This is a genomic window from Tardiphaga sp., from assembly GCF_044336785.1.
Classification (GTDB): Bacteria; Pseudomonadota; Alphaproteobacteria; order Rhizobiales; family Xanthobacteraceae; genus Tardiphaga.
Map to the genome: position 1 here is coordinate 1 of NZ_JBIIOT010000045.1, position 25,796 is coordinate 25,796.

The 25,796-nt window shown below is 61.7% G+C and carries 29 protein-coding genes; 15 read left to right on the forward strand and 14 right to left on the reverse strand.

What is annotated here, in order from left to right:
- Positions 1-74 precede the first annotated feature (74 nt).
- The 3 genes from rplS to ACIQ2A_RS14415 all read left to right on the forward strand — a co-directional run bounded on the left by rplS (position 75) and on the right by ACIQ2A_RS14415 (position 2,791).
- A complete protein-coding gene (gene rplS, locus ACIQ2A_RS14405) occupies positions 75-476 on the forward strand; it encodes a 50S ribosomal protein L19 (protein ID WP_398480317.1) in 402 nt (133 codons plus the stop codon).
- A gap of 361 nt (positions 477-837) precedes the next feature.
- Entirely contained in the window at positions 838-2,250 is a 1,413-nt protein-coding gene (gene leuC, locus ACIQ2A_RS14410) for a 3-isopropylmalate dehydratase large subunit (protein WP_398480240.1), read from the forward strand.
- A 331-nt stretch (positions 2,251-2,581) separates the two neighbouring features.
- Positions 2,582-2,791 carry a cold-shock protein gene (locus tag ACIQ2A_RS14415; protein ID WP_398480242.1) on the forward strand — a complete coding sequence of 70 codons (210 nt, stop codon included), beginning with the start codon at positions 2,582-2,584 and terminating at the stop codon, positions 2,789-2,791.
- A 132-nt stretch (positions 2,792-2,923) separates the two neighbouring features.
- On the opposite strand, the gene ACIQ2A_RS14420 is transcribed toward ACIQ2A_RS14415, so the two are convergent.
- Entirely contained in the window at positions 2,924-3,271 is a 348-nt protein-coding gene (locus tag ACIQ2A_RS14420) for a hypothetical protein (protein ID WP_398480323.1), read from the reverse strand.
- Between ACIQ2A_RS14420 and ACIQ2A_RS14425 the strand changes: the two genes are divergently transcribed.
- The gene (locus ACIQ2A_RS14425) at positions 3,240-4,409 is read left to right on the forward strand and encodes a winged helix-turn-helix domain-containing protein (RefSeq protein ID WP_398480244.1); all 1,170 of its coding nucleotides are present in this window, start codon (positions 3,240-3,242) and stop codon (positions 4,407-4,409) included. The two genes, ACIQ2A_RS14420 and ACIQ2A_RS14425, sit on opposite strands and share 32 nt — an antisense overlap.
- A 100-nt stretch (positions 4,410-4,509) precedes the next feature.
- Here the strand turns inward: ACIQ2A_RS14425 and ACIQ2A_RS14430 are convergent, their stop codons facing one another.
- The 4 genes from ACIQ2A_RS14430 to ACIQ2A_RS14445 all read right to left on the reverse strand — a co-directional run bounded on the left by ACIQ2A_RS14430 (position 4,510) and on the right by ACIQ2A_RS14445 (position 6,760).
- A complete protein-coding gene (locus ACIQ2A_RS14430; protein ID WP_398480246.1) occupies positions 4,510-5,154 on the reverse strand; it encodes a hypothetical protein in 645 nt (214 codons plus the stop codon).
- A 239-nt stretch (positions 5,155-5,393) separates the two neighbouring features.
- Positions 5,394-5,819, reverse strand: coding sequence for a hypothetical protein (locus ACIQ2A_RS14435; protein WP_398480248.1), 426 nt, complete (start codon positions 5,817-5,819; stop codon positions 5,394-5,396).
- Between the two features lie 129 nt (positions 5,820-5,948).
- The gene (locus tag ACIQ2A_RS14440) at positions 5,949-6,245 is read right to left on the reverse strand and encodes a hypothetical protein (RefSeq protein ID WP_398480250.1); all 297 of its coding nucleotides are present in this window, start codon (positions 6,243-6,245) and stop codon (positions 5,949-5,951) included.
- 224 nt (positions 6,246-6,469) lie between these two features.
- The gene (locus ACIQ2A_RS14445) at positions 6,470-6,760 is read right to left on the reverse strand and encodes a hypothetical protein (protein WP_398480252.1); all 291 of its coding nucleotides are present in this window, start codon (positions 6,758-6,760) and stop codon (positions 6,470-6,472) included.
- A 121-nt stretch (positions 6,761-6,881) separates the two neighbouring features.
- Between ACIQ2A_RS14445 and ACIQ2A_RS14450 the strand changes: the two genes are divergently transcribed.
- Both ACIQ2A_RS14450 and leuD read left to right on the forward strand, forming a co-directional pair.
- On the forward strand, positions 6,882-7,283 hold the full coding sequence (locus tag ACIQ2A_RS14450; RefSeq protein ID WP_398480254.1) for a metallopeptidase family protein: 402 nt from the start codon (positions 6,882-6,884) through the stop codon (positions 7,281-7,283).
- Between the two features lie 235 nt (positions 7,284-7,518).
- Positions 7,519-8,124 (forward strand): 3-isopropylmalate dehydratase small subunit, encoded by a 606-nt coding sequence (leuD, locus tag ACIQ2A_RS14455; protein ID WP_398480256.1) that lies wholly within the window; start codon positions 7,519-7,521, stop codon positions 8,122-8,124.
- A gap of 196 nt (positions 8,125-8,320) precedes the next feature.
- Here leuD and ACIQ2A_RS14460 read toward each other — a convergent pair whose 3' ends face one another.
- Entirely contained in the window at positions 8,321-9,196 is an 876-nt protein-coding gene (locus tag ACIQ2A_RS14460) for an HpcH/HpaI aldolase/citrate lyase family protein (RefSeq protein WP_398480258.1), read from the reverse strand.
- A gap of 129 nt (positions 9,197-9,325) precedes the next feature.
- Between ACIQ2A_RS14460 and ACIQ2A_RS14465 the strand changes: the two genes are divergently transcribed.
- Positions 9,326-9,982, forward strand: a complete 657-nt coding sequence (locus tag ACIQ2A_RS14465; RefSeq protein WP_398480260.1) for a carbonic anhydrase — start codon at positions 9,326-9,328, stop codon at positions 9,980-9,982.
- Between the two features lie 112 nt (positions 9,983-10,094).
- Here the strand turns inward: ACIQ2A_RS14465 and ACIQ2A_RS14470 are convergent, their stop codons facing one another.
- Both ACIQ2A_RS14470 and ACIQ2A_RS14475 read right to left on the reverse strand, forming a co-directional pair.
- Positions 10,095-10,682: a TIGR00645 family protein gene (locus tag ACIQ2A_RS14470; protein WP_398480262.1), complete on the reverse strand. Its 588-nt coding sequence runs from the start codon at positions 10,680-10,682 to the stop codon at positions 10,095-10,097.
- A 7-nt stretch (positions 10,683-10,689) separates the two neighbouring features.
- A complete protein-coding gene (locus ACIQ2A_RS14475; RefSeq protein ID WP_398480264.1) occupies positions 10,690-11,724 on the reverse strand; it encodes an aspartate-semialdehyde dehydrogenase in 1,035 nt (344 codons plus the stop codon).
- Positions 11,725-11,839: 115 nt separating this feature from the next.
- On the opposite strand from ACIQ2A_RS14475, the gene ACIQ2A_RS14480 reads away from it, so the two are divergent.
- Together ACIQ2A_RS14480 and ACIQ2A_RS14485 are read left to right on the forward strand one after the other, a co-directional pair.
- A complete protein-coding gene (locus ACIQ2A_RS14480) occupies positions 11,840-12,643 on the forward strand; it encodes a hypothetical protein (RefSeq protein ID WP_398480267.1) in 804 nt (267 codons plus the stop codon).
- 170 nt (positions 12,644-12,813) lie between these two features.
- Positions 12,814-13,209, forward strand: coding sequence for a hypothetical protein (locus tag ACIQ2A_RS14485; RefSeq protein WP_398480269.1), 396 nt, complete (start codon positions 12,814-12,816; stop codon positions 13,207-13,209).
- Between the two features lie 207 nt (positions 13,210-13,416).
- Here the strand turns inward: ACIQ2A_RS14485 and leuB are convergent, their stop codons facing one another.
- Positions 13,417-14,529 (reverse strand): 3-isopropylmalate dehydrogenase, encoded by a 1,113-nt coding sequence (gene leuB, locus ACIQ2A_RS14490; RefSeq protein WP_398480271.1) that lies wholly within the window; start codon positions 14,527-14,529, stop codon positions 13,417-13,419.
- A gap of 131 nt (positions 14,530-14,660) precedes the next feature.
- Here leuB and ACIQ2A_RS14495 point away from each other — a divergent pair, with 131 nt between their 5' ends.
- Complete coding sequence (locus tag ACIQ2A_RS14495) at positions 14,661-15,863, forward strand: YbfB/YjiJ family MFS transporter (RefSeq protein WP_398480319.1); 1,203 nt, start codon at positions 14,661-14,663, stop codon at positions 15,861-15,863.
- Positions 15,864-15,969: 106 nt separating this feature from the next.
- Here ACIQ2A_RS14495 and ACIQ2A_RS14500 read toward each other — a convergent pair whose 3' ends face one another.
- The 3 genes from ACIQ2A_RS14500 to ACIQ2A_RS14510 form a co-directional block, all read right to left on the reverse strand.
- Entirely contained in the window at positions 15,970-16,752 is a 783-nt protein-coding gene (locus ACIQ2A_RS14500) for a molybdopterin-dependent oxidoreductase (protein WP_398480273.1), read from the reverse strand.
- 10 nt (positions 16,753-16,762) lie between these two features.
- A complete protein-coding gene (locus tag ACIQ2A_RS14505; protein WP_398480275.1) occupies positions 16,763-17,401 on the reverse strand; it encodes a cytochrome b/b6 domain-containing protein in 639 nt (212 codons plus the stop codon).
- Positions 17,402-17,603: 202 nt separating this feature from the next.
- Positions 17,604-18,188, reverse strand: coding sequence for a fasciclin domain-containing protein (locus ACIQ2A_RS14510; RefSeq protein ID WP_398480277.1), 585 nt, complete (start codon positions 18,186-18,188; stop codon positions 17,604-17,606).
- A 301-nt stretch (positions 18,189-18,489) separates the two neighbouring features.
- Between ACIQ2A_RS14510 and ACIQ2A_RS14515 the strand changes: the two genes are divergently transcribed.
- On the forward strand, positions 18,490-19,998 hold the full coding sequence (locus tag ACIQ2A_RS14515) for a malonyl-CoA synthase (protein WP_398480279.1): 1,509 nt from the start codon (positions 18,490-18,492) through the stop codon (positions 19,996-19,998).
- Positions 19,999-20,135: 137 nt separating this feature from the next.
- Here ACIQ2A_RS14515 and ACIQ2A_RS14520 read toward each other — a convergent pair whose 3' ends face one another.
- The gene (locus ACIQ2A_RS14520; protein WP_398480281.1) at positions 20,136-21,092 is read right to left on the reverse strand and encodes a cation diffusion facilitator family transporter; all 957 of its coding nucleotides are present in this window, start codon (positions 21,090-21,092) and stop codon (positions 20,136-20,138) included.
- 152 nt (positions 21,093-21,244) lie between these two features.
- Positions 21,245-22,093, reverse strand: coding sequence for a sulfite exporter TauE/SafE family protein (locus ACIQ2A_RS14525; RefSeq protein ID WP_398480283.1), 849 nt, complete (start codon positions 22,091-22,093; stop codon positions 21,245-21,247).
- A 245-nt stretch (positions 22,094-22,338) separates the two neighbouring features.
- Between ACIQ2A_RS14525 and sdhC the strand changes: the two genes are divergently transcribed.
- Genes sdhC through ACIQ2A_RS14545 form a run of 4 tightly spaced genes read left to right on the forward strand, consistent with a single transcriptional unit; the run spans position 22,339 to position 25,777 of the window.
- Positions 22,339-22,737: a succinate dehydrogenase, cytochrome b556 subunit gene (gene sdhC, locus ACIQ2A_RS14530; protein ID WP_398480285.1), complete on the forward strand. Its 399-nt coding sequence runs from the start codon at positions 22,339-22,341 to the stop codon at positions 22,735-22,737.
- A gap of 20 nt (positions 22,738-22,757) precedes the next feature.
- Positions 22,758-23,132, forward strand: a complete 375-nt coding sequence (sdhD, locus tag ACIQ2A_RS14535) for a succinate dehydrogenase, hydrophobic membrane anchor protein (RefSeq protein ID WP_398480321.1) — start codon at positions 22,758-22,760, stop codon at positions 23,130-23,132.
- Positions 23,133-23,135: 3 nt separating this feature from the next.
- Positions 23,136-24,974, forward strand: a complete 1,839-nt coding sequence (gene sdhA, locus ACIQ2A_RS14540) for a succinate dehydrogenase flavoprotein subunit (RefSeq protein ID WP_398480287.1) — start codon at positions 23,136-23,138, stop codon at positions 24,972-24,974.
- 20 nt (positions 24,975-24,994) lie between these two features.
- Positions 24,995-25,777 (forward strand): succinate dehydrogenase iron-sulfur subunit, encoded by a 783-nt coding sequence (locus ACIQ2A_RS14545; RefSeq protein WP_398480289.1) that lies wholly within the window; start codon positions 24,995-24,997, stop codon positions 25,775-25,777.
- The last annotated feature ends 19 nt before the right edge of the window (positions 25,778-25,796 follow it).

A 25,796-nucleotide genomic window follows, 5' to 3' on the forward strand; every position in this document is an offset into this window, starting at 1 on the left:
CCGTGCACTGGCAGGGTAAGAGTTTCGAGCGCAGCCCGCGCCGACGTCTGGGCGCGCCGCCGATGGAGATTTCGATGAACATCATTCAGACGCTCGAAAAAGAGCAGTTCGATCGCCTTTCCGCAACCAAGTCGATTCCGGAATTCGGTCCGGGCGACACCGTCATCGTCAACGTGAAGGTTGTCGAAGGCGAGCGTTCCCGCGTGCAGGCCTATGAAGGCGTCTGCATCGGCCGTAACGGCGGTGGCATCAATGAGAGCTTCACCGTGCGCAAGATTTCGTATGGCGAGGGTGTCGAGCGCGTGTTCCCGCTGCTCTCCCCGATGATCGACTCGATCAAGGTCGTGCGCCGCGGCAAGGTGCGTCGCGCCAAGCTGTATTACCTGCGCGATCTGCGCGGCAAGTCGGCCCGCATCACCGAGAAGAAGACCGAGCGCCCGGCCAAGAAGGTCGCGGCAGCTGCCGCCGCCGAGTAATCTGTCGCCTCGCGCGAAGATTTCAGGATTTCGGAAAAGCGCGGCGCAAGCCGCGCTTTTTTGTTGTGCTGGTGCGGCATACCTCTGTCGCATTGGCGTTGCGTTTTCTCGATGCTATATGACTGGAATGTTTCTAGACCTGCACCAGCACGCCTTGCGCATCGTCATCGACGATCACAGCCGCTTGCCCGGTCGTTTCTTTGGTCGCTTCACGACCTCGATCGTGGGTGCGCTTAGAAGCGCGTGAGCAATCTCACGCGTTAAGCCGTTTGCTTTCAGTTGCACGCCTTGCGCCGCCCAAGCGGCACATCATTCAGCAGCGCGCGACTGGTCCGAAATTTCCAAGTCAGGCTCAATCAAAATGACAACATCCAAGCCGACCACTTTGTACGACAAGATCTGGGACGACCACGTCGTCGAGCAAGCCGATGACGGCACCTGCCTGCTCTATATCGATCGCCATCTGGTGCATGAAGTGACCTCGCCACAGGCGTTCGAAGGCCTGCGCGCCGCCGGCCGCAAGGTGCATGCGCCGTCGAAGACGCTTGCCGTCGTCGATCACAACGTGCCGACCACCGATCGCACGCAGCCCAATCCCGATCCGGAAAGCGCCGAGCAGATCCGCACGCTGGCGGAAAACGTCCGCGAATTCGGCATCGAATATTACAACGAGTTCGACAAGCGCCAGGGCATCGTCCATGTCATCGGCCCCGAGCAGGGCTTTACGCTGCCCGGCACGACGGTGGTTTGCGGCGATAGCCACACATCGACGCATGGCGCCTTCGGTGCGCTCGCGCATGGTATCGGTACGTCGGAAGTCGAGCATGTTCTGGCGACGCAGACGCTGATCCAGAAGAAAGCGAAAAACATGCGCGCCGTCGTCGATGGCAAGCTGCCGGACGGTGTCACCGCCAAGGACATCATCCTGGCCATCATCGGCGAAATCGGCACCGCCGGCGGCACCGGCTATGTGCTGGAATATGCGGGCGAGGCGATCCGTTCGCTGTCGATGGAAGGCCGCATGACGGTCTGCAACATGTCCATCGAAGGCGGCGCCCGCGCCGGCCTGATCGCGCCGGACGACGTGGCGTATGAATTCCTGAAGGGCCGCCCGATGTCGCCGAAGGGCGAGTTGTGGGACAAGGCCGTGGCCTATTGGAATACGCTGCGCACCGACGAAGGCGCGCATTTCGATCACGAGATCCGTCTCGACGCCGCCAAACTGCCGCCGATCGTCACCTGGGGCACCTCGCCTGAGGACGTCATCTCGATCGCCGGCAAGGTGCCGAACCCGGCTGACATTGCCGATGAAGCCAAGCGTCTCTCCAAGGAGCGCGCGCTGGCCTATATGGGCCTGACCGCCGGCACGAAAATCACCGACATCAAGATCGACCGCGTCTTCATCGGCTCCTGCACCAATGGCCGCATCGAGGACATGCGCGCCGCCGCGAAGATGATCGAGGGCAAAACCATCAACGGCAATGTGTCGGGCATGATCGTGCCGGGCTCCGGTCTGGTGAAGGAGCAGGCGGAAGCCGAGGGTCTCGACAAGATCTTCATCAAGGCCGGCTTTGAATGGCGTGAGCCCGGCTGCTCCATGTGCCTGGCGATGAATCCGGACAAGCTGCGTCCTGAAGAGCGCTGTGCCGCCACCTCGAACCGCAATTTCGAAGGTCGCCAGGGCCACAAGGGCCGCACCCATCTGGTGTCGCCGGCCATGGCCGCAGCAGCAGCGATCGCGGGCCACTTCGTCGATATCCGCGAGTGGCATTAATGGCCACCGCAGCATGAACTAACAAAACGGCCCGCTTCGACGGGCCGTTTTCGTTGACACGATAGTGATGCGTGTTGCCACGAAAACAACCCATGTGCGAACATTCCATGGCAGCTAGCGCGGCGCTTGTATTTCCCGTGGATTGCTCTATGGTGCCGACATATTCGATTTGACGGCTCTGACTTCGCCGATAGCTGCACAAGCAGCCCTTCGCCCAAGACTTCGCTGAGATTGGATAGTTCCGCACGGAGGTCGTGTGGAACAACACACAGTCGTAGCCGGCATCGCGTTGATGCACACAAATCGGCCGATTGTTTCTTGGAGAAGTGTTATGGCGACCGGTACCGTGAAGTGGTTCAACAGCGACAAGGGCTTTGGTTTCATTCAGCCGAGCGATGGCAGCAAGGATGTGTTCGTTCACATCAGCGCCGTCGAGCGTGCGGGCCTCAGCGGCCTGAATGAAGGCCAGCAGGTCAATTTCGAGCTGAAGACCGATAAGATGCGTGGCAAGGTCAGCGCTGAGAATCTCTCGCTGGCATAAGCTGACGCGGCAAGCGTTTCACGGATGTACTGAAACGAAGGCCTGAGGAACGTCCCGCTGGAAACGGCGGGGCGCTTTTTTATGTCTGGATGAATCTTGAGTTTGCCGCCGCAATGCACGCGGCGACATCGTTCAGGCCGCCGTCTTCGCCTTGCGTATGCGTTTGACCTTGGGCGGTGGCGGATTGGCAAGCGCCTCGGCGCGATCGGCGGCCTCCTTGGCCAGCCGCAATGCCCGCAGCTTTTCGGTGTTGTTGGCGACAAAGGCGACGCGTGCCGCATGCTCGTCCATCGCCACTTTGCCGTCGCGCGCGACCCGCGCCCTCTTTTCGAGTTGCGTCTCGATGGCGGACTCTGGTTTGTTCAAGGTCGAACCCTTCCTGCTCAAGACGCTGCTCTTGGTTCCATATAGGAACGCGCAGCGTCCATCGCCACCACACGCTTTGCAAATGCCGCGCTCACCCACCCAGCCGATCGCCATGGACCAGACTCACGCCCGCCGCGTCTGGCTGCGGGCGCAGCGGCTGGATGAGCGCGCGCCGTTCGGTGAGGGCGCTGATGCCGTCGCGCGGGCCGTGCAGCATCTCGGCTATGTGCAGATCGACACCATCAATGTCATCGAGCGTAGTCATCATCACATCCTGTTTGCGCGGATTCCGAACTACAAACGCAGCGATCTGAAGCAGGCGCAGTCCATCGACAAGAGCGTGTTCGAATACTGGACCCACGCGCTGGCTTACGTGCCAGCCGCCGATCTGCGCTTCTTCGTGCCGGACATGAAATATTATCGCGCCAATGGTCATGACTGGTGCGCAACCGTGACGCCGGCAGACAAGCGCAAGGTGATGCGGCTGGCGAAATCAGGGCCGCTATCGATTCGTGACATCGATGACGATGTTCTGCGCGAGAAGGATCATGAATGGGCCAGCCGCAAGCCGTCGAAGCGCGCGCTGCAACTGGCGTTTTTTGAGGGCCATCTCACGGTCTCCGAACGCACGGGCATGCTGAAAACCTATGATCTCCTGTTGCGCCATTTTGATTTGAAGAGTTTGCCAAAGGCTGCAACGGGTAACGAGTGCTTCGCCTATCTGCTCGATCGGGCGCTGCGGTCGCAAGGCATCGTCAGTCTCGATTCGATCTGTCATCTCGATGCGCCGAGCAAGGCCGGCGTGCGAAAGATCATCGAGGCGCGCATGAAGCGCAGGGAGTTGATGCCGGTCGCACTTGAAGGCGCCGGCAAGCAGGAGCATTGGGCGACGCCTGATAGCATCGAAGCAAGCGAGACCGCGCCGCATGGTCTCGTGCATCTGTTATCGCCATTTGACCCGCTGATCATTCAGCGCAAGCGCGCACATCTCGTCTTCGGTCACGATCATCGCTTCGAGGCCTATGTGCCGAAGGACAAACGCAAGCTTGGCTATTTCGCGTTGCCGGTCCTGGTGGACGACAAGATCGTCGCGGCGATCGATCTCAAGACTGATCGGCAGAATAAGAAACTGCTGATGCAGCAGTGGAGCTGGGTGGGCGAGGGCGCGGAAAAGAAAGCGCCGCGAAAAGAATGGAAGCGGCGCATTGAGGAAGAGCTGCATCGCTTCGAGGCATTTCAGCTCGACCCGTAGTGAGGAGGGCGGATGAGCCGAAGGCGTCATCCGCCGCGGAGTTTCAGCTGCGCGCCTGGCCGGCGGATGACGCTTCGCTCATCCGCCCTACGGCTCCAGCTCACCAATACACATTGAAGTGCCGCCGATGATGCCAGTGGCGATGGTGCCACGGGCGATAGCGGCAGATCTTTCGCGGGCCGTAATAGGTCCAGATCACGCGGCAGAAACGGCGAGGGCCGTAATAGCGCGGACCATACGAATAGTAGCGGGGTCCGGCATAGCCATAGTAGCGCGGCGCGAAGTAACGGTGGCGATGGACGTGACGGCGATGGCCATAATAGGCCGGGGCGTAGAAGCTGCGGCGCGCGAAGGCCGGTCCGCCATAGCGGATGCCGCCGCCGTGAAATGCAGGTCCGCGTCGAAACCCGCCGCCGGCGAAAGCGGGACGATGCTGGAAGCCGCCGCCGCGGAAAGCTGGCGCGGCTGCGCGAAAGCCTCCGCCGCGAAACCCGCCTCCGTGGAATGCATGCCCGCCGCCGCGAAATCCTCCTCCATGAAAGCCTCCGCCACCACCGCGGAAACCCCCGCCACCGCGAAATCCGCCGCCGCCATGGCCGCGATGCTGGACCTCGGTGGTGAGCGCGTCGCGCGCCTGTTTAGCGGCGGGTGCCATGCCGGGATTGCTCAGCGATAGCGCGTGCGCGGCAGGCGCAAGCGACAACATCACGCCCGCTGCCGCAGCGATGCCGAGCGAGCGCGTCACGACGTTTCGGATTGTAGACACGCGATCTGGTTTCATCGAAATCACCCTCCCGAAGGTGTCATCGACGCACGGATAAGCGTTGCCGCAGATCGTGATCTGCGAGCGGTGGCCGTGCGTGACTGGTGTGCCCTTGGCACGAAAACTAGGAGCGGTGATCTGAACGCGCCATGAATGAGCGCGTCAAAATGAAACGGGCGCCGTGAAGGCGCCCGCGATGATCGCTTTGCGATATGCTGTTCTTACCAGCGGCCAAACGAGAAGCCGACGCTGAGCGGGCCGCCGCCGAAGCCGATGCCCGGTCCATAGCCATAGGCGCCGTAAGGGCGATAACCATAGGGCCGATATCCATAGCCGCCGCCGTAATAGGCCGGGCCGTAATAAGAGCGATAGACCGGCCGATAGCCGTAGCCATAACGCGGTCCGTAATAGGGGCGATAGCCATAGTGCCGGTGGCCGAAGTGGCGATGGTGTCCCCAGTGGCGGTGGCCGAAGTGATGATGGCGGTGGCCGTGCCAGTGGCGATGCTGCGAGCTGAAGTCCGTTAGCGGCGCCTTGTTCTGTGCGGCAGCCTTCGCGGGCGTTGCGGCCAGCGCAGGCGCTGCTGCGAATGTACCGCCGAGTGTCACAGTAGCAGCCATCAGAGCTGCGCCTACCCATGTCTTCATGATTGTCCTCGTTGAAGTCTCTTTTGTCGTCGCCTTGATCGCATAACGTTTCAAAGTGCTTCGATTTCCCGCGACAAGGGGACGCGGTGAAATGCGCGATGTGGAATGGCTCCACATCGCGCGATCTCGTTAGCGCCAGTGGTGGTGGCGGCGATGATGATGGAAGTGCGGACGATGCCAGCCGTGATGGCGGCGCACATGGTGCGGACGATGCCAGCCATGGTGACGGCGCACATGGTGGTGGCGATAGCCGTGACGATGATGGTGACGATACTGCACCTGGGTGGTCAGGCCTTCACCGGCCCCCTGCACCGTGGCCGCAACGCCCGGATTGTTGAGCGAGACCGCGTTCGCCTGCTGCGCCGGCGCGGCCACGAACATCAGGCCTGCAATGGCGGCAAGGCCGAATAGCTTTTTCAAGTTCACGTGTTCTCTCCTAATTCCGCGGGCATCTGAACGTGCACGCTGCATGGGTTCATTGCCCATGTGATGACGCTAGGTCTCGGGAGGTGAACGCGAAATGAATATAAGCCGCGCGATATGCCGCACGGTTTTTGGTCGCAGAATGGGGAACGAAGGGATTGAAATGCGCGCGCACAAGCATGGTTGCGCTTGGTTCTGCGCGCGACGTGAAGCTGCGATGCCTGTGCTTAGCCGCGGCGCCAGTAGCAATTCGTGCGTGGCACGATCACGGTACCGCTCGGGCGATGCTCCTGCACGAGTTGCGCCGTGCAATCGCGCACGGCGTTCGGGCCGGGATTGTAGCGGGGATAGACGCCGCGGGTGTCGTCGTCGCGATAGATGCGCACGCGCGGGCGGGCGCTGCTGCTTTGGGCCGAGATGTCGGTCGAGCGCTTGGCAGACGGCGTGGTCTGCGCTGTGGCGCCGTCCATCGACAGGCTGCCGAGGGCCAGTGTCGCCACTGCCAAAGTTGCTGTCATGATCCGCATGCTACGCCCCAAACTGCCGTCGTTTTCTCGCCGCAAAGTCTCTGATTGAGGCGGTCGCGTCAACCGCTGCGGACGCCTTGCCAACAAAGCCGGATCGGCTAGACAGGAACCCATGTGGCATCAGGCAAAAGCTCCCGACCTCGCCGAAATGGAAGAGATGGCCCATGCCATGCTCGCCGTCCTGCCGGAGGATTTCCGCAAGCTCTGTGCGGGTGTGATCATCCGTGTCGATGATTTCCCCACCGATGAGGTGCTGGAGGAGCTACAGGCCGAAACCGAATTCGACCTGCTCGGGCTGTTCCAGGGCGTTGGCCTGCCGTTCCAGTCGCAGGAGATCTCCGGCCAGATGCCCAACATGATCTGGCTGTATCGCCGCCCGATCCTGGATTATTGGGCCGAGCATGACGAAACCCTCGGCCATATCGTCCGCCACGTCCTGGTCCACGAAATCGGCCACCATTTCGGCCTCTCGGACGACGACATGGAGGCCATCGAGGCGCAGGTGACGGACTAGGCTCCCCCTCATGGTGAGGAGGCGCGCCTTCCGCGCCGTCTCGAACCATGAACTGGCCAGGCTCCGAGCCTGCGGCCATCCCTTGCGAATGGCTGCGCCATTCGCTGGGAGACGCCGCTGCGCGGCTCCTCAGGATGAGGGGCTTAGGCTAACCCGATCCCAGCACTGCAGAAATGCCGCTTGGAGCGCCCGCCCTCCCGCGCTAAAAAGCGCGCTCAATTCCGAGGACACGCTCATGGACAAGTTCACCACGCTGGAAGGCGTCGCAGCTCCGATGAAGGTGATCAATGTCGATACCGACATGATCATCCCGAAGCAGTATCTGAAGACCATCAAGCGCACCGGCCTCGGCAAGGGTCTTTTCGCGGATGCCCGCTACAATGACGATGGCAGCGAGAATCCGGATTTCGTGCTCAACAAGCCGGCCTATCGCCAGGCGAAGATCCTGGTGGGCGGCGACAATTTCGGTTGCGGTTCGTCGCGCGAGCACGCGCCGTGGGCGCTGCTGGATTTCGGCATCCGTTGCGTGATCTCGACCTCGTTCGGCGACATTTTCTACAACAACTGCTTCAAGAACGGCGTGCTGCCGATCCGCGTCTCGCAGACCGATCTCGACGCGCTGTTCGACGATGCCGAGCGCGGCGCCAATGCCATCGTCACCATCGATCTGCCGAACCAGGAGATCCGCGGCCCCGATGGCGGCACGGTGAAGTTCGAGATCGACCCGTTCCGCAAGCACTGCCTGATCAACGGCCTCGACGATATCGGTCTGACGATGGAAAAGAAGACCTCCATCGATGGGTATGAAGAGAAGCTGAAGAGCGAGCGCGCCTGGGCGTGAGCTGAGGCGTTAATGGCCTCCCTCCCCGGAGCGAAGCGAATGGGGAGGGTGGCGCGTAGCGCCGGGTGGGGTCTCTCCCCACGTGACGTCGGAGTTTGGGGAAGCACCCCACTCGTCTCAAAGCTCACTGAACGCTCGCTTCGATCCACCCTCCCCGCTGCGCGGCTTCGCCGCTTGGGGGAGGGAGAAGAAAGCCTCACCCCATCGCTGCGATCGCGTCCGCGATCGCAATCGTCCGCTTCGCCATCTCCGCATGCAGGCGCTCGACCATTTTGCCGTCCATCTGGATCGCGCCGCGGCTCGCATTTTCCGGCTGTTCGAAGGCCGCGATGATGCGCCGCGCCTGTGCGACTTCGTCCGCCGGCGGCGTGAACACCTTGTTGCTGGCGTCGATCTGCGCGGGATGAATCAGCGTCTTGCCGTCGAAGCCGATGTCGCGGCCCTGTTCGGCCTCGGCGATGAAGCCTTCATTGTCGTTGAAATTGCTGTAGGGCCCGTCGAGGATGTCGAGGCCGTAAAGCCGTGCGGCCAGCACGCATTGGGTGATCATGCCGAGCATCGATGCGCGGCCGGGCGTCATCCGGATGCGTGTCTCGCGCGCGATGTCATTGGGGCCCCACACGAAGCCGGCGAGACGCACTTCCGCATCCCTGGAGCAGGCGGCGAGTTCTTCCACATGCAGGATCGCCCGCGAGGTCTCGATCATCGCCCAGACCTTGATCGACATGTCGGCATTGAGATCGCTGAGACGATCCGCCACCGCATTGAGATCCTCGATGCTGGACACCTTCGGCACCAGAATGCCGTCGGGCTTGGCCTTGGCAGCCATCGCGACGTCGTCGATCCACCAGGGTGAATCCAGCGCATTGATGCGGACCAGCATTTCGCGCTTGCCGAAACCGCCTTTGCCCAGCGTTTCGGCGATGGCGTCGCGCGCGGTGCCTTTGGAATCCGGCGCCACGGCGTCTTCGAGATCCAGAATGATGCCGTCGGCCGCCACGGTCCGCGCCTTTTCCAGCGCACGCGGATTGGAGCCGGGCATGAACAAATGGCTGCGGCGCGGGCGGATCATGGCGTTGTTCCCTCGAAAACGGTGTCTGCTTATGGGCTTGGCAACCGCGATAGCATCTCAGATTGGCGTCCGGAAGGCTTGTTCGCAGCTGCGTGCTATGGTTATCCGTGTGAACCCACGAGGCACAACATGACCGCAACATTCCCGCAGCAACTTATCGCCGGCTACCAGACTTTTGCATCGGAGCGCCTGCCCACAGAACAGTCGCGCTTTCGCGAATTGTCCGAGAAGGGCCAGTTCCCGGAAGTGATGGTGATCGGCTGTTGCGACTCGCGCGTGTCGCCGGAGGTCATCTTCGATGCGTCGCCCGGCGAATTGTTCGTGGTGCGCAACATCGCCAATCTGGTGCCGCCCTATCAGCCCGACGGCAATGCCCACGGCGTCTCGGCCGCGCTGGAATATGCGGTGCAGGTGCTGAAGGTGAAACACATCGTGGTGCTTGGCCACGCGCAATGCGGTGGTATCCGTGCGTTCGTCGATAAGGCCGCGCCGTTATCGCCGGGCGATTTCATCGGCCGCTGGATGTCGATGTTCACCAAGCCCGGCGAAACCGTGGAAATCCGCGATCACGAGTCGATGCAGGATTTCGTCACGCGGATCGAAAAGGCCGCGGTGTTCCGCAGCCTCGAAAACCTGATGAGCTTCCCCTTCGTGAAAAAGCGCGTCGATGCCGGCGATCTCTTGCTGCACGGCGCCTATTTCGGCGTCGCCATCGGTTCGCTGTCGGTGCTGGACAAGGTCGAGAAGGTGTTCAAGCCGGTCGGGCAGGCAAAGTCGGCGGGGTGAATGGTGGGGCAGAGAAGCCCCGCTGTCGTCACCCGACTTGATCGGGTGACCCAGTAGACACCGCACGGACTGAGTTTACTGGATCGCCCGGTCAAGCCGGGCGATGACAAGCCTACTTCTTGTTGTCCTTCTTGCCGTCGTGATCATCGGTATTCCAGCGATCCGACAGCGCCAGCAGCAGTGCTGACACCACGAACAGCAGATGAATCCCCGCGAGCCAGCCGAGTTTCTGCGGCTCGAACACGCCATCCAGATTCATGAAGGCCTTGAGCACCTGGATCGCCGAGATGGCGACGATGGAAGCCAGCAGCTTCTGCTTCAGTCCGGCGAAATCGACCTTGGTCATCCATTCCGGCCAGTCCGGATGGTTGCGCGGATCGATGCGCGAGACGAAATTCTCGTAGCCGGAAAATACGACGATCAGGATCAGATTGCCGGTGAGCGACAGATCGATCAGGCTCAGCACGCCCAGGATCGTGTCGGTCTCTTTGGCGGTCGGGGTATGCAGCACGAATTCGACGAGTGTGACGCCGAATTTGTAGAGCAGCGCGACGAGGGCGATGACGAGGCCGAGATAGAACGGCGCCATCAGCCAACGGCTGTTGAACAACACATGCTCGATGATCAGCTCGATCCCCCTGAGCAGGGGATGCGAACGACGCGGAGCCGATTCAGCTTCTTCTTGAGTCGGCTCCGACATCAGTTGCTTAGGCCGCCTTCTTCTTGGCGGTGATCAGCTTGCGGTTGATCAGGCTTTCCGCGATCTGCACGGCATTGAGTGCCGCGCCCTTGCGCAGGTTGTCCGAGACGCACCACAGAACGAGACCGTTATCGACGGTCGCATCGGTGCGGATGCGGCTGATATAGGTCGCGTCTTCGCCGGCCGCCTCGTAAGGCGTGACGTAGCCACCGGGTTCGCGCTTGTCGATCACGAGGCAACCCGGCGCATTGCGTAGGATGTCGCGGGCTTCGTCTTCCGAGATCGGATTCTCGAATTCGATATTGACCGCTTCGGAATGACCGACAAACACCGGCACGCGCACGCAGGTCGCGGACATTTTGATTTTGGGATCAAGAATCTTCTTGGTCTCCATCATCATCTTCCACTCTTCCTTGGTGTAGCCGTCTTCCATGAACACGTCGATCTGCGGGATCACGTTGAAGGCGATACGCTTCGGGAATTTGGTATTGACCAGTTCGGCATTGGTGTAGACGGCCTTGGTCTGCGAGAACAACTCGTCCATCGCATCCTTGCCGGCGCCCGACACCGACTGATAGGTCGAGACCACCACGCGCTTGATGGTCGCCTTGTCATGCAGCGGCTTCAGCGCCACCACGAGCTGCGCAGTCGAGCAGTTCGGGTTTGCGATGATGTTCTTCTTCGAGAAGCCATCGATCGCCGCGGCGTTCACTTCCGGCACGATCAGCGGCACGTCGGGGTCCATGCGCCAGGTCGACGAATTGTCGATGACCACGGCACCGGCTGCGCCGATCTTCGGCGACCATTCCTTGGACACGGCTCCGCCGGCCGACATCAGGCAGATATCGACATCGCTGAAGTCGTAGGTCGCGAGGTCTTTGCATTTCAGGGTTTTGTCGCCGAAGGAAACCTCAACGCCCATGCTGCGGCGCGACGCAAGCGCCACGACCTCGTCAGCGGGGAATTTACGTTCGTCCAGGATGCTGAGCATTTCACGCCCGACATTGCCGGTCGCTCCGACCAGCGCGACTTTGTAACCCATCGTTCACTCTCCGAAGAAAAATGCCTTCGATCCGCCATCCGCGGAAACCGAAGCGCGAGCGCTTCTATGCGAGAAATCACGCAAACACAACGTTGTAAGCGTCCTCAGTGCCTTGATGCGTTCAAATCCGACAGCCCACAACCGCGAGCGCGAATTCGACTTCCGCCCGGCGGTGTATAGCTTCGCCGACGAATGCACGGCCGTGGCCGGACGCATGCTTGCCTATATGGGCTGTCTGGCGCTGCTTGCCATGGCTGCAGTGGCCGCATTCCAGCATCTGGAGCTGGACTGGACGCCGGCTGCGGTTGCAAAGCCCGGTTGGACGGTGGCCGATCGCTCGTATCCCGCCTTCGCCGTCCGGCAGGCGGATGTGGCAGGAATTACAGCAGCTTATGAAATCCAGCGGCATCCCGCTGGCGGCCGCAAGGACGTCTTGCGCTGGATGCCGGCTGAAGGACGGCCACTTGCCGAGCTCGAACTCTATCGTCTCGGCGGCGAAGCTCTGGAAGACACCTCTGTTGCTGACGTTGCTCTGAGGATGGACCCGAGCGGCCCGCGCGAAACGGTGGGCGAGGGGATCATCGACAGCAAATTCGGCCCGGTGGCGCTGTTCGGCTTTGCGGATCGCCGCCAGGATGCCAAGCGCTGCCTCGGCTTCACCCGCAATCTGGATGCGGAAAATCTCCGCATTTCCGGCTTTTCCTGCCAGGGCGAAGGCTTGCCGGCGCGCCGCGCGGCTGTCGCCTGCATGCTCGACCGTCTCATGCTTTTGACGGCCGGCGGCGAACCGAAGCTTGCAGAATTGTTCGCCCATGCCGAACTGAAGCGGACGGGCTGTGCGAGCGGCCCGGCATTGTCTGCGGCCGGTTCGGATTGGGTCACCGGCGCCCAGAACCCGCTTTTGCGGGGCAGCCTGTGACGATGCTGCGACCAAGACCTTGGAATGCATGCAACATTCGGCCACACCGCGAATTATTCTCCCAAGGTGTGGCCGGTTAGACCTTGTAGGGCTGCCATCCGGCCAGCTAAATTGCCGGGAACTTGCGAAATGCGATTCTTGACGAAGAATCAGAGTGCCAAGAGGACTAGATGACCTTGAAATTCTCCGCCGCCAAACTGACCGGTGCACTGCTCGCGGCGGCTGCCGTCATCACCATCGGCTTTGCGACCCCGGCCGATGCCCAGACCCAGACCAAGAAGCGCAAGCAGGTCACCGTCGATAGCGGCCGTTACAATTACGGCCCGCGTGGCCCGAACGTGTCCTACCAGCAGGGCCCGCGTACCCGTGTCTATATCTCGCGCCGTTCCTGGCTCGATGCCGGCACCGAAGTGCTGCCCGGCGACCGCAAGTTCACCGATTACGCCTATCCGCCCGGTCCGTCTTTCGGCACGCAGAACCTGAACCGCCCGATCGATCGCCAGCCGCTGTATAGCGACTACGATCTCGGTGGTTATCCGAACCGCATTCCGATCCCGTATTATTGAGAACGGCGCGAAAGCGAGAGATACGAAAATGCCCGGCGCGAGCCGGGCATTTTTGTTTTAGGGGAGCAACTCGTAAACTCTGCCCTCATCCTGAGGAGCGGTCGTCTTCGACCGCGTCGCGAAGGATGGCCGCAAGCGAGCGACCCGCCCCATGGTTCGAGATGCCCGCAAGAGGCGGGCTCCTCACCATGAGGCCCACTTGTCTTCTTACTTGTACAGCGCCTGCAGTTCAGCGAGCACAGCCTCACCCATCTGCGCCGTCGAGATGATCGTCGCGCCTTCCGACTTCAGATCGGCCGTGCGCAAACCCTTCGCCAGCACGGCCGCAATCGCCTGATCGACCTTGTCGGCGAGATCGCCGAGATCCAGCGAATAGCGCAGCGCCATGCCGAAGGAGGCGATCATCGCCAGCGGATTGGCTTTGCCCTGGCCCGCAATGTCCGGCGCTGAACCATGCACCGGCTCATACATCGCCTTGCGCTTGCCGGTCTTGCTATCGACTTCGCCGAGCGAGGCCGACGGCAGCATGCCCAGCGAGCCGGTCAGCATCGCTGCGATATCCGACAGCATGTCGCCGAACAGGTTGTCGGTGACGATGACGTCGAACTGCTTCGGCCACTTCACCAGATTCATGCCGCCGGAATCCGCGAGCTGGTGATCCAGCGTGACGTCCTTGTATTCGCGGCCATGCACCTGCGTCACGACCTCGTTCCACAGCACGCCGGACTTCATGACGTTGCGCTTCTCCATTGAGGTCACCTTGTTCTGGCGCTTGCGGGCCAGGTCGAAGGCGACGCGGGCGATGCGCTCGATCTCATAGGTGTCGTAGACTTGGGTATCGATGGCGCGCTTCTGGCCGTTGCCGAGATCGGTGATGGTCTTCGGCTCCCCGAAATAGACACCGCCGGTGAGCTCGCGCACGATCATGATGTCGAGGCCCTCGACCACCTCGCGCTTCAGGCTCGAGGAATCCGCGAGCGCGGGATAGCAGACCGCCGGGCGCAGATTGGCGAACAGGCCGAGATCCTTTCGCAGGCGCAGCAGGCCGGCTTCCGGGCGGTTCTCGTAAGCCACGCCGTCCCACTTCGGACCGCCGATGGCGCCGAAGATGATGGCGTCGGCTGCGTCGGCCTTGGCCATGGTGGCGTCGGTGATCGGCAGGCCGTCGGCATCGATGGATGCGCCGCCGACGAGGCCGGTCTCTGTGTCGAATTTGGCGATGCCCTGGGCATCCAGCCAGTCGATCAGGCGCGTCACCTCCGCCATCACTTCCGGACCGATACCGTCGCCGGGGAGAACCAGCAGTTTATGCGCCGCCATGATCGTTTCCTTCTCTGACCATCGAATTTCGGGCGAGTGCTAAGCCGTCATTGCCATATTGGCAAGACAGCCTTGCTGCACGCGTCGATTGCAAGCGCTGCGAAAGCTGCGACAGTGCGTCCGGGAGACGCCTGACTTTGACCGACACTTCGCTTTCGCGCCGCAATCCGGCGTTGCTGATCCTTGCTTTGTCGCTTGCACCGGCCATCGGCCTTGGCATCGGCCGCTTCGTCTATTCGCTGGTGCTGCCGGATATGCGCGACAGCCTGCAATGGTCCTATTCGGCCGCGGGCTTCATGAATACCGTCAATGCCGCCGGCTATCTGCTCGGCGCACTCGCCGCAGCAGGCCTCGGCAAGCGCTACGGCCTGTTTGCGGTGCTCCAGCTCGGCACCGTCGCCTGTATCGCGTCGCTGCTGCTGTGCGGCGTCACGGCGGATTTCACGCTGCTGAGTATCGCCCGTTTCGTCACCGGATTTGGCGCAGCAATTTCCTTCGTGGCCGGTGGTGCGCTGGCGGCAACCATCGGGCTGAAACATCCGGAGCGGTCGTCCTATCTGCTCAGCCTCTTCTATGCCGGGCCTGGCATCGGCATTCTGGTGTCCGGCCTGATCGCCCCCTTTGTGTTGCAGGGGGTTGGCGCGGGCTCGTGGTGGATCGTCTGGCTCGTGATCGGCCTCGTCTCGGTGGTGATGGGCCTGCCGCTGCTGCGGAAGCTGGTGGATGCCAGCGAAGGCACCTCGACCCAGGCTGCGCCTGCCGTCGCGATCCGGCCGATGTGGATTTTCCTCATCGCCTATTTCATGTTCGGCGCCGGCTATATCGCCTACATGACCTTCATGATCGCCTATGTGCGTGACGGCGGCGGCAGCGCGGTCGCGCAGAGCGCATTCTGGTGCGTGATCGGGGCGAGCTCATTTGCCTCGCCATGGCTGTGGCGCGGCGTGCTGGCGCGGGGCCAGAGCGGGCGGGCGATGGCGATCATTCTCGGTACCAATGCGGTGGGCGCGGCGATGCCATTGCTCGGCCATTCGCCGCTGGTGCTTGGTGTATCGGCCGCAGTGTTTGGTGTGTCATTCTTTGCCGTCGTCGCTGCAACGACAGCCTTCGTGCGCTTCAACTATCCGAAGGAGACCTGGCCGAAAGCGATCGCGGTGGTGACCATCGTGTTCGGTATCGGGCAGACGATGGGCCCGATCGCGGTGGGCGCGATTTCGGACGCGACGGGAAGTTTGACCTCGGCGCTGGTGGTATCAGCGGCGACACTCGCGGTGGGCGCGGTGATGTCGGCGTTTCAGCAGGAGCTCAGCCATTCATCTCCATCCTCATCCTGAGGAGCGCGCTCCCGCGCGCGTCTCGAAGGATGGCCGCAATCTCTGCGCCATGCTAGCTCATGGTTCGAGACGACGCTTCGCGCCTCCTCACCATGAGGGATGGAGCCTAGCTCCCGCTAAAATCATTATATCCCTGGTCTTCCCAATAGCCGCCCTTGTAGTCATTCGTCACTTCGAGCGACGTCACATATTTCGGGTTCTTGAAACCGAGCTTGGTGGGCACCCGGACTTTCATGGGAAAACCGAGCGACTGCGGCAGGGTCTTATTATCAAACTTGAACGTCATTTGCGTCTGCGCATGTAACGCGGTCGGCATATCGAGCGAGGTGTAATAATCCTCGGCGCAGCGGAAATGCACCCATTTCGCGTTCGTGTCCGCACCGATCAGTTTCAGGAAATCGCGCAGCGGCGTGCCCTGCCATGAGCCGATGGCGCTCCAGCCCTCGACGCAGATGTGGCGTGTGATTTGCGAGACTTCAGGCAGCTTGGTCAGTTCGTCCAGTGTCCATGATTTCTTGTTGTCGACGAGGCCGGACACCTCGAGCTTCCACTCCTTGCCGTCGATCTGCGGGGCTTCGTCTTCCGAGTAAAAGCCGTTGAACGGGAAGGGGCGGCGCACATCCTTCTCGGCATAGGTCGGCGCCAGCACATTCGGATTGAAGATCTTGGCCTGCACCATGTCGTTGAACTTGGAGATATGGGTCAGCAGGTTGTCCGCGGAGAGGCTGTCCGAGACGTTGCAGCCGGTCAGCAGCGTCAGCGCGCCGAAGCTCGCGCCGGAAGCGATGAAGCGGCGGCGTGACAGATCAGGCATCAGCTTCACGGCGTCCTTGACCAGCAGCTGCTTGTCGACGCCGGGGATGATGAGCGAGCGCATTTTCTTCAGCATGATTGGCTCCTCAGCGTCCGATGATCATCGCGCGCAGGCTCTTCGGCACCAGCAGCGCCAGCGCCACATGGATGACGAGGAAGCCGACAATGGACGCCATCATCACGAAATGCACATAGCGCGCGGCATCGTAGCCGCCGAAGATCGCCGTGAGATATTGAAACTGGACCGGCTTCCAGATCGCGAGGCCGGACAGCACGATGAGAGCGCCGACAATCAGGATCCCGGCATAAAGCAGCTTCTGCACCTGGTTATAGGTGGAGAGATCGGCATGCGAGAGCTTGCCGGTCAGCGCGGCCTTGGTGTCATCGATCACGCCCGATGCGGAGATCGGCAGCAGCTTTCTGCGGAAGCGCCCGGTGATGAAGCCCAGCGTCACATAGAGCAGGCCGTTGATCACCAGCAGCCACATGCCGGCGAGGTGCCACATGATGCCGCCGCCAAGCCATCCACCAAGCGTCACGCTGGGCGGAAACACGAAGCCGAACAGCGGCGAGGCATTGTAGATCTGCCAGCCCGACATGATCATGATCACCATGGCGACTGCATTGATCCAGTGCAGTACACGCACCCAGGCCGGCTGGATCACCTTGGCTGTGGTGGTGCCGGCGGGTTCGGTGCGTTCGTGATCGGCAGCGATGCTGGACATGGCGTAATCCGTGGTCTGGGCCTGTCCCGACATTACGGCGGGGATCGGCAATCGTTACGTTTGTCACATAAACCACCGCGTGAGCGGATTTATCCCGGTGATCACAAAAAAGCGAGCCAGGTTGCCCCGGCTCGCTCTCTGTCAGCGCACGCAGCCCGGTTGGGGGTGCAGGATGCGCGCGTGATTGTGGTTCCTGGACTGTTTACGCCTTCGGCATCACGACAGTGTCGATGACGTGAATGACGCCGTTCGACTGGTTCACGTCGGGGATCGTGATGGTGGACGAACCACCCTTGGCATCGACGATCATGGCCTTGCCGCCCGACTTCTTCACCGTCAGCTGCTCGCCTTCCACGGTGGTGAGTTTCTGGCCGTCCTGAAGGTCAGCGGCGTTCAGCTTGCCCGGCACCACATGATAGGTGAGGATCTTGGTCAGCGTCGCCTTGTTCTCAGGCTTCACCAGGGTCTCGACGGTGCCCTTCGGCAGCTTGCCGAAAGCGGCATTGGTCGGCGCGAATACGGTGAACGGGCCCGGGCCGGCGAGCGTGTCGACGAGGCCGGCAGCCTTCACGGCGGCGACCAGCGTGGTGTGGTCCTTCGAATTGACCGCGTTCTCGACGATGTTCTTCGACGGATACATCGGCGCGCCGCCGACCATCACGGTCTTCTCGCCCGACATTTCAGACTTCATCATCTTGTCTTTGGCCTGGGCCGGAGCAAGCACGGCGCCGGTGATGGCGAGGGTGCTGAATGCGACGGCCGACAGAAGTGCAATACGCTTGGACATGGATCGTCTCCCGGTTGTTCTTGGGCGGCCGGATGCACATGCACCGGCACGATGAAAGAGGCTTTCGACGAGGCCCGAAGTGGAGGTCGATGCGTCGTCGATGTCCGAGCTACGGGAGCTAAACAGGCCAGTTTCAGCCTATATTTTTCACGGCCTTTGAAACTTTCCAGCACGCGCCGCGTTCGCGCGCGCGTTGCGCAAGAGGGGCCGATCTTGGTAAGAAGCCGGACAATTTGACGCAATCGCAGGTCTCTCATAGGTGCGATTGTCTGGGCTCCTCATAACCGTGCGTGATCCTGACATGAATCTGTTCTCCCGCCTGTTCGACAACCTTGAAGATCCGAAGCGCCTCGCTATCGAGACGCCGGAGGGCGCGCATATCAGCTACGGCGATCTGATCGGCCTGGCGGGGCAGATGGCAAATGTGCTGGTATCGCGCGGCGTGAAGCCGGGCGACCGCGTTGCAGCACAAACCGAGAAGTCGGTGCCGGGCCTTGTCCTGTATCTCGCAACGGTGCGTGCCGGCGCGGTCTATCTTCCGCTCAACACGGCCTATACGCTGAACGAGCTCGATTACTTCATCACCGATGCCGAGCCGTCGCTGATCGTTTGCGATCCGTCGAAGAAGGACGGCATCGAAGCCATTGCCGCCAAGGTTGGCGCGAAGGTCGAGACGCTCGGCGCGGATGGCAAGGGCTCGCTGACGGATGCGGCCGAGAAAGAAAAACCGGACTTCGCCACGATCGCGCGTGGCGATGACGATCTCGCCGCAATCCTCTACACGTCGGGGACGACAGGCCGCTCCAAGGGCGCGATGCTGAGCCACGATAATCTCGCATCCAATTCGCTCTCGCTCGTCGATTACTGGCGCTTCAGCAAGGACGACGTGCTGATCCACGCGCTGCCGATCTATCACACGCACGGCCTGTTCGTTGCGAGCAATGTCACGCTATTCTCGCGCGCGGCGATGATCTTCCTGCCGAAGCTCGATCCCGAGCGCATCATCCAGCTGATGGCGCGGTCCACCGTGCTGATGGGTGTGCCGACGTTCTATACGCGACTGCTGCAGTCGCCGAACCTGTCGAAGGATACCTGCAGCCATATGCGGCTGTTCATTTCAGGCTCGGCACCGCTGCTGGCCGATACGCATCGCGAATGGTTTGCGCGCACCGGCCACGCGGTGCTCGAGCGTTACGGCATGACCGAAACCAACATGAACACCTCGAACCCCTATGACGGCGAGCGCGTGCCGGGTGCGGTCGGCTTCCCGCTGCCCGGCGTGTCCGTGCGCGTCACCGATCCGGAAACCGGGAAGGAGTTCGAGAAAGACACCATCGGCATGATCGAAGTGAAGGGCCCGAATGTGTTCAAGGGCTATTGGCGGATGCCGGAAAAGACCAAGTCGGAATTCCGCGACGATGGTTTCTTCATCACCGGCGATCTCGGCAAGATCGACGCCAAGGGCTATGTGCACATTCTCGGTCGCGGCAAGGATCTGGTGATCTCCGGCGGCTTCAATGTGTATCCCAAGGAAATCGAAAGCGAGATTGACGCCATGCCGGGCGTGGTGGAAAGCGCCGTGATCGGCGTGCCGCATGCGGATTTCGGCGAGGGTGTCACGGCCGTGGTGGTGAGTGACAAGAAGACGGCGCTGGATGAGGCTTCGGTGATCAAGGCGCTCGATGGCCAGATCGCCAAATTCAAGATGCCGAAGCGCGTGATCTTCGTGGACGACCTGCCGCGCAATACGATGGGCAAGGTGCAGAAGAACGTGCTGCGCGAGACGTATAAGGATATTTACAAGAAGTAACTCCACCCCTCATGGTGAGGAGCGCGCCTGTTGGCGCGCGTCTCGAACCATGAGCTGGCTGGGCTCGGAGCTTGCCGCCATCCTTCGAGACGCCGCGCGTTGCGCGGCTCCTCAGGATGAGGGTGGTGTATGTCAGATCAATGCGCTGTCGCCAGCGCGCATGCCGAATTCATATCCGTCTCGATCTGGATCGTCGTGTGTTCGATCCCGAAATCGCGCTTCAACCGCGCGCAGATATCCATGAGATAGGCGTCACCAGGCGCGCCTGTCGGGATCACCAGATGGCAGGTCAGCGCCACCTCGGTGGTGCTCATCGGCCAGATATGCAGGTCATGCACCTGCGCCACGCCTGGGCACTTCTCCAGATAGGCGCGCACCGCGACCGGATCGATCCCGCGCGGCACGGCGGCCAGCGACATCGCGGTGGAGTCGCGGAGCAGGCTCCATGTGCCCCACACGATCAGCACGCAGATCACAAGGCTGGTGACGGCATCGATCCACAGCCAGCCGGTGAACATGATCACGATGGCGGCGATGACGACGCCGACAGACACCGCAGCATCCGCAACCATGTGCAGATAGGCGCCACGGATATTGAGATCGCTGTCGCGGCCGGAGGCGAACAGCCAGGCGGTGACGCCATTGATGGCGATGCCGATGGTGGCGACCACGATGACGGTGAGTTCGGTCACGGGTTCCGGATTGAACAGCCGATGCACGGCCTCCCAGGCGATCGCGCCAACGGCGACCAGCAGGAACACAGCGTTGAACAGGGCTGCGAGGATCGACGAGCCCTTGAGGCCGTAGGTGAAGCGGGGCGTCGCGGCGCGCTTCGACAGCACAGCGGCGGTCCATGCGGCGATCAGGCCGAGGACGTCGGAGAGATTGTGCCCGGCATCGGCGACCAGTGCCATTGACCCGGCGGCATAGCCATAGACCGCTTCGACTACGACGAAGATGGTGTTGAGCGTGATGCCGATGGCAAAGGCCTTGCCGAAGTTTGCCGGCGCATGGACGTGTCCACCGGGGCCATGTGAATGTCCGGCATGGTCATCGTGATCATGCGCATGATCGTGGTTGTGATCGTGAGCCATGCGGCATCCATAACAAGACTGCGTATGGATACTATTACGGATAGTATTACGCGGGGCTGTAGGGCGGATAAGCGAAGCGTCATCCGCCGCGGAGTTTCAGCTTTGAGCTAGGCCGGCGGATGACGCCTTCGGCTCATCCGCCGGCCTACGCATTACAGCAGCGCCACCACGAACCTGCTTCCCACGATGAATAGATAAGCCCCGAACGCGATCTCCAGCGTGCGCTTGGACATCGCATGCGCCGCCTTCACGCCGAGCGGCGCGGTGAGCAGGCTGGTCGGCATCACCAGCACGGCGCCGATCAGCGAGACATAGCCGAGCGCGAAGGGCAGCTGCAGCGGCGCGACGTCGGGATAGGTCGCGGCCGCCGGCCAGCCGGCATAGATGTAGCCGAGCGCGCCGGGGATCGAGATCAGCACCGCCAGCGCGGAGGAGGTCGCTACCGCCTGATGGATCGGGCGGCCGTAAAAAGTCATCAGCAGGTTCGAAAACAGCCCACCACCGATGCCCATCAGGGTCGAGAGCAGGCCGACAAAGAAGCCATAGACCTTCATCAGCGGTCCATCGGGCAGGTCGTCGCCGAGTTTCCACCCCTCACGAGCGAATAGCAGCCGTGCAGCAGCGGACCAGGCCACCACCACGAAGACGATCTTGAACAGCCTTTCGGGGGCAAAGCGGGCGGTCACGCTGCCCACGGCGACGCCGACCAGGATCGGCAGCCACCACTTGCGCAGGATCTCCATGTCCACTGCACCGCGGGCGAGATGGGCGCGGAACGAGCGCAGCGAGGTCGGGATGATAATGGCCAGCGAGGTGCCGATGCAGAGCGGCATCCGCACCTCCAGAGGCACGCCGGCAATGCGAAAACACTCGTAAAATACGGGCACAAGAATGGCTCCGCCGCCGATCCCGAACACCCCGGCAAGGAAACCGCTCAGTCCTCCCACCGCCACCAGAAGGACCGCAAGTTCGACAACTTCGGTGATACTCAGGCCTGCCATGTCCCGCCCCGATTTATATTTGCAATCGCGCCATAAAGCTTGCCTGAATCGCGCTTCATCGGCTGTGCGCCCGTGGCATGCCAAGTGTCAATCCCGCCACGCGCAATGCTGATTTCAAACTCTGAACATGCATTCCGATTATGTCATTTCGCGATTGCACTCGCCGTATCGACTTCGTAAATAGAATTGCTCTACGCGATCCCATATCGAGCAGAGTTTGCCCATTAACCTGTCAAAGTTGTTGAATGGCCACCAGGATCGAACGCCCCCTTTCGCCACATCTGCAAATCTATCGCGTGACGCTGACGATGGCCCTGTCCATCATCCATCGCGCGACGGGTATTGCCTTGTATTTCGGCACCCTGCTGCTTGTCTGGTGGCTGATCGCCGCCGCGTCAGGCCCCGCAGCCTACGCATATGTGCAGGCCTTTGCCGGCAGCATCATCGGCCGCCTGATCGCCTTTGGCTACACATGGGCACTGGTCCATCACGCCATGAGCGGCATCCGCTATCTGGTCTGGGACCTCGGCTATGGCTTCAAGCCGACCGAGCGTGAATGGCTGACCCGCGCAGCGCTGATCGCCGGCATCGTCATCACCATCCTGCTCTGGGTCGTGGCCTATATGAGCGGAGGCGCACGATGAGCGGCAATTCGCAGAAATCCATGCGCACGCCGCTCGGCCGCGTCCGCAACCACGGTTCGGGCCATTCCGGCACGTCGGATCATTGGCGCCAGCGTACCTCGGCGGTGGCCATGCTGCTGCTCCTGGTTCCGATCGTTTTTATCGTCATGTCGCTGCTTGGCCGCAATCAGGCGGGGGCCGCACAGATCCTCGGTTCGCCGCTGGTCGCCATCATCCTGCTGCTCTTCATCGTCGCCAGCGTGGTGCATATGAAGATCGGCATGCAGATCGTGATCGAAGACTATGTGCATGACGAGAAGCTGAAGCTGGTTTGCGCGATCGCCAACAACTTCTTCGCCGCTGTCGTGTCGCTGGCCTCGGCTTACGCCATTTTCAAACTATCATCTGGAGTGTAGCGCATGGCCGCGAACGGCAATGGCGCGAACGGCGTTGGCGGCCCCGCCACCAACGGCTACGCCTATCCCATCGAAGATCACACCTATGACGTCGTCGTCGTGGGCGCCGGCGGCGCCGGCCTGCGCGCGACCGTCGGCTGTGGCGAAGCGGGTCTTCGCACCGCCTGCATCACCAAGGTGTTCCCGACCCGCTCGCACACCGTTGCGGCGCAGGGCGGCATCTCGGCCTCGCTCGGCAACATGCACGAGGATAACTGGCGCTGGCACATGTACGACACCGTGAAGGGGTCGGACTGGCTGGGCGATCAGGATTCCATCGAATACATGGTGCGCAACGCGCCGGACGCGGTCTACGAGCTCGAACACTGGGGCGTGCCGTTCTCGCGCACCGAAGACGGCAAGATCTATCAGCGCCCGTTCGGCGGCATGACCATGGATTTCGGCAAGGGCCAGGCGCAGCGCACCTGCGCCGCCGCCGACCGGACCGGTCACGCCATGCTGCACACGATGTATGGCCAGGCGCTGCGTCACGCCGCCGAGTTCTTCATCGAATACTTCGCCATCGACCTGATCATGGACGACCAGGGCACCTGCCGCGGCGTCATCGCGCTGAAGATGGACGACGGCACGCTGCATCGCTTCAAGGCGCAGACCGTCATTCTCGCCACCGGCGGCTATGGCCGCGCTTACGCCTCCTGTACCTCGGCCCATACCTGCACCGGCGACGGCGGCGGCATGGCGCTCCGCGCGGGTCTTCCGCTGCAGGACATGGAGTTCGTCCAGTTCCACCCGACCGGCATCTATGGTTCGGGCTGTCTGGTGACCGAAGGTGCCCGCGGTGAAGGCGGCTATCTCGTCAACTCCGAAGGCGAACGCTTCATGGAGCGTTATGCGCCGTCCGCCAAGGATCTGGCCTCGCGCGACGTCGTTTCGCGCGCGATGACCATCGAAATCCGCGAAGGCCGCGGCGTCGGCAAGAAGAAGGATCACATCTTCCTGCATCTGGATCACCTCGATCCGGCGATCCTGCATGAACGCCTGCCGGGCATTTCGGAATCGGCGCGCATCTTCGCCGGTGTCGACGTGACCCGCGAACCGATCCCGATGATCCCGACCGTGCACTACAACATGGGCGGCATTCCCACGAACTATCACGGCGAAGTCGTCACCAAGAAGGACGGCGACGACAATGCGGTGGTGCCGGGCCTGATGGCCGTCGGCGAAGCCGCCTGCGTGTCGGTGCATGGCGCCAACCGTCTCGGCTCCAACTCGCTGATCGATCTCGTGGTGTTCGGCCGCGCCGCCGCGCTGCGTCTCGCCGACAAGCTGACGCCGAATGCCAAGCAGCCCGATCTGCCGCCGAATTCGTCGGAAATGGCGCTCGGCCGTCTCGATCACTTCCGCAATGCCAAGGGCGGCACGCCCACGGCGAAGATGCGCGAGAGCATGCAGCAGGTCATGCAGACCAACTGCGCCGTGTTCCGCACCGGCGACGTGCTCAACGAAGGCAAGACGCTGATTCACAAGGTCTATGACGGCATCGACGATATCGGCGTGTCCGATCGTTCGCTCGTCTGGAATTCGGACCTGATGGAGACGCTGGAATATGACAACCTGATCGGTCAGGCCATCGTCACCATGGACTCCGCCGCCAACCGCACCGAAAGCCGTGGCGCCCATGCCCGCGAGGATTTTGCGGATCGCGACGACAAGAACTGGATGAAGCACACGCTGGCGTGGGTCGAGCAGGGTGGCAAGACCACCATCGATTATCGCCCGGTGCATGATTACACGATGACGAATGACGTGCAGTACATCCCGCCCAAAGCGCGCGTGTACTGAGAAAGCGAAGGCTCGAGAATATGGCTGAGTTCGCACTCCCGAAGAATTCCAAGATCACCGGCGGCAAGGAATGGCCGAAGCCCGCCGGTGCCACGCAGACGCGTGAGTTCCGCGTCTATCGCTGGAATCCCGATGACGGCAAGAACCCGTCGGTCGACACCTATCACGTCGATACCAATGACTGCGGTCCGATGATTCTGGACGGCCTGATCTGGATCAAGAACAACATCGATCCGACATTGACCTTCCGCCGCTCCTGCCGTGAAGGCGTGTGCGGGTCCTGCGCCATGAATATCGATGGCCAGAACACGCTGGCCTGCACCCGCGCGATGGACGAAGTCGATGACGGCGCCATCAAGGTCAATCCGCTGCCGCATCAGCCGGTGGTGAAGGACCTGGTGCCGGATCTCACCAACTTCTACGCCCAGTATGCGTCGATCGAGCCGTGGCTGAAGACCACCACGCCGACCCCGCAGAAGGAATGGCGCCAGAGCCACGAGGATCGCGAGAAGCTCAACGGCCTCTACGAGTGCATCCTGTGCGCCTGCTGCTCGACCTCGTGCCCGAGCTACTGGTGGAACAGTGATCGCTTCCTCGGCCCGGCCGCACTGCTGCAGGCCACCCGTTGGGTCAAGGATTCCCGCGACGAAGCCACTGGCGAGCGTCTCGACAATCTAGAAGATCCGTTCCGCCTGTATCGCTGCCACACCATCATGAACTGCGCCAAGGCGTGCCCGAAGGGTCTCAACCCGTCGGAAGCCATTGCCGAGCTTAAGATGAAGATGGTCGAACGTCAGGTCTGACGTTCAAGCGAGCTGAAAC

Bases quoted from the DNA above. Each gene is read 5' to 3' on its own strand.
- ACIQ2A_RS14470 (WP_398480262.1), bottom strand. From the start codon at position 10,682: ATGTCGGAGCCGACTCAAGAAGAAGCTGAATCGGCTCCGCGTCGTTCG.
- ACIQ2A_RS14485 (WP_398480269.1), top strand. From the start codon at position 12,814: ATGACCTTGAAATTCTCCGCCGCCAAACTGACCGGTGCACTGCTCGCG.
- ACIQ2A_RS14425 (WP_398480244.1), top strand. From the start codon at position 3,240: ATGCCGCGCTCACCCACCCAGCCGATCGCCATGGACCAGACTCACGCC.
- ACIQ2A_RS14545 (WP_398480289.1), top strand. From the start codon at position 24,995: ATGGCTGAGTTCGCACTCCCGAAGAATTCCAAGATCACCGGCGGCAAG.
- ACIQ2A_RS14415 (WP_398480242.1), top strand. From the start codon at position 2,582: ATGGCGACCGGTACCGTGAAGTGGTTCAACAGCGACAAGGGCTTTGGT.
- leuB (WP_398480271.1), bottom strand. From the start codon at position 14,529: ATGGCGGCGCATAAACTGCTGGTTCTCCCCGGCGACGGTATCGGTCCG.
- ACIQ2A_RS14460 (WP_398480258.1), bottom strand. From the start codon at position 9,196: ATGATCCGCCCGCGCCGCAGCCATTTGTTCATGCCCGGCTCCAATCCG.
- ACIQ2A_RS14420 (WP_398480323.1), bottom strand. From the start codon at position 3,271: ATGGCGATCGGCTGGGTGGGTGAGCGCGGCATTTGCAAAGCGTGTGGT.
- ACIQ2A_RS14520 (WP_398480281.1), bottom strand. From the start codon at position 21,092: ATGGCTCACGATCACAACCACGATCATGCGCATGATCACGATGACCAT.
- ACIQ2A_RS14510 (WP_398480277.1), bottom strand. From the start codon at position 18,188: ATGTCCAAGCGTATTGCACTTCTGTCGGCCGTCGCATTCAGCACCCTC.
- sdhD (WP_398480321.1), top strand. From the start codon at position 22,758: ATGCGCACGCCGCTCGGCCGCGTCCGCAACCACGGTTCGGGCCATTCC.
- ACIQ2A_RS14465 (WP_398480260.1), top strand. From the start codon at position 9,326: ATGACCGCAACATTCCCGCAGCAACTTATCGCCGGCTACCAGACTTTT.
- ACIQ2A_RS14450 (WP_398480254.1), top strand. From the start codon at position 6,882: ATGTGGCATCAGGCAAAAGCTCCCGACCTCGCCGAAATGGAAGAGATG.
- sdhC (WP_398480285.1), top strand. From the start codon at position 22,339: ATGGCCACCAGGATCGAACGCCCCCTTTCGCCACATCTGCAAATCTAT.
- ACIQ2A_RS14525 (WP_398480283.1), bottom strand. From the start codon at position 22,093: ATGGCAGGCCTGAGTATCACCGAAGTTGTCGAACTTGCGGTCCTTCTG.
- leuC (WP_398480240.1), top strand. From the start codon at position 838: ATGACAACATCCAAGCCGACCACTTTGTACGACAAGATCTGGGACGAC.
- ACIQ2A_RS14445 (WP_398480252.1), bottom strand. From the start codon at position 6,760: ATGACAGCAACTTTGGCAGTGGCGACACTGGCCCTCGGCAGCCTGTCG.
- leuD (WP_398480256.1), top strand. From the start codon at position 7,519: ATGGACAAGTTCACCACGCTGGAAGGCGTCGCAGCTCCGATGAAGGTG.
- ACIQ2A_RS14435 (WP_398480248.1), bottom strand. From the start codon at position 5,819: ATGAAGACATGGGTAGGCGCAGCTCTGATGGCTGCTACTGTGACACTC.
- sdhA (WP_398480287.1), top strand. From the start codon at position 23,136: ATGGCCGCGAACGGCAATGGCGCGAACGGCGTTGGCGGCCCCGCCACC.
- ACIQ2A_RS14515 (WP_398480279.1), top strand. From the start codon at position 18,490: ATGAATCTGTTCTCCCGCCTGTTCGACAACCTTGAAGATCCGAAGCGC.
- ACIQ2A_RS14480 (WP_398480267.1), top strand. From the start codon at position 11,840: ATGCGTTCAAATCCGACAGCCCACAACCGCGAGCGCGAATTCGACTTC.
- ACIQ2A_RS14505 (WP_398480275.1), bottom strand. From the start codon at position 17,401: ATGTCCAGCATCGCTGCCGATCACGAACGCACCGAACCCGCCGGCACC.
- ACIQ2A_RS14500 (WP_398480273.1), bottom strand. From the start codon at position 16,752: ATGCTGAAGAAAATGCGCTCGCTCATCATCCCCGGCGTCGACAAGCAG.
- ACIQ2A_RS14475 (WP_398480264.1), bottom strand. From the start codon at position 11,724: ATGGGTTACAAAGTCGCGCTGGTCGGAGCGACCGGCAATGTCGGGCGT.
- rplS (WP_398480317.1), top strand. From the start codon at position 75: ATGAACATCATTCAGACGCTCGAAAAAGAGCAGTTCGATCGCCTTTCC.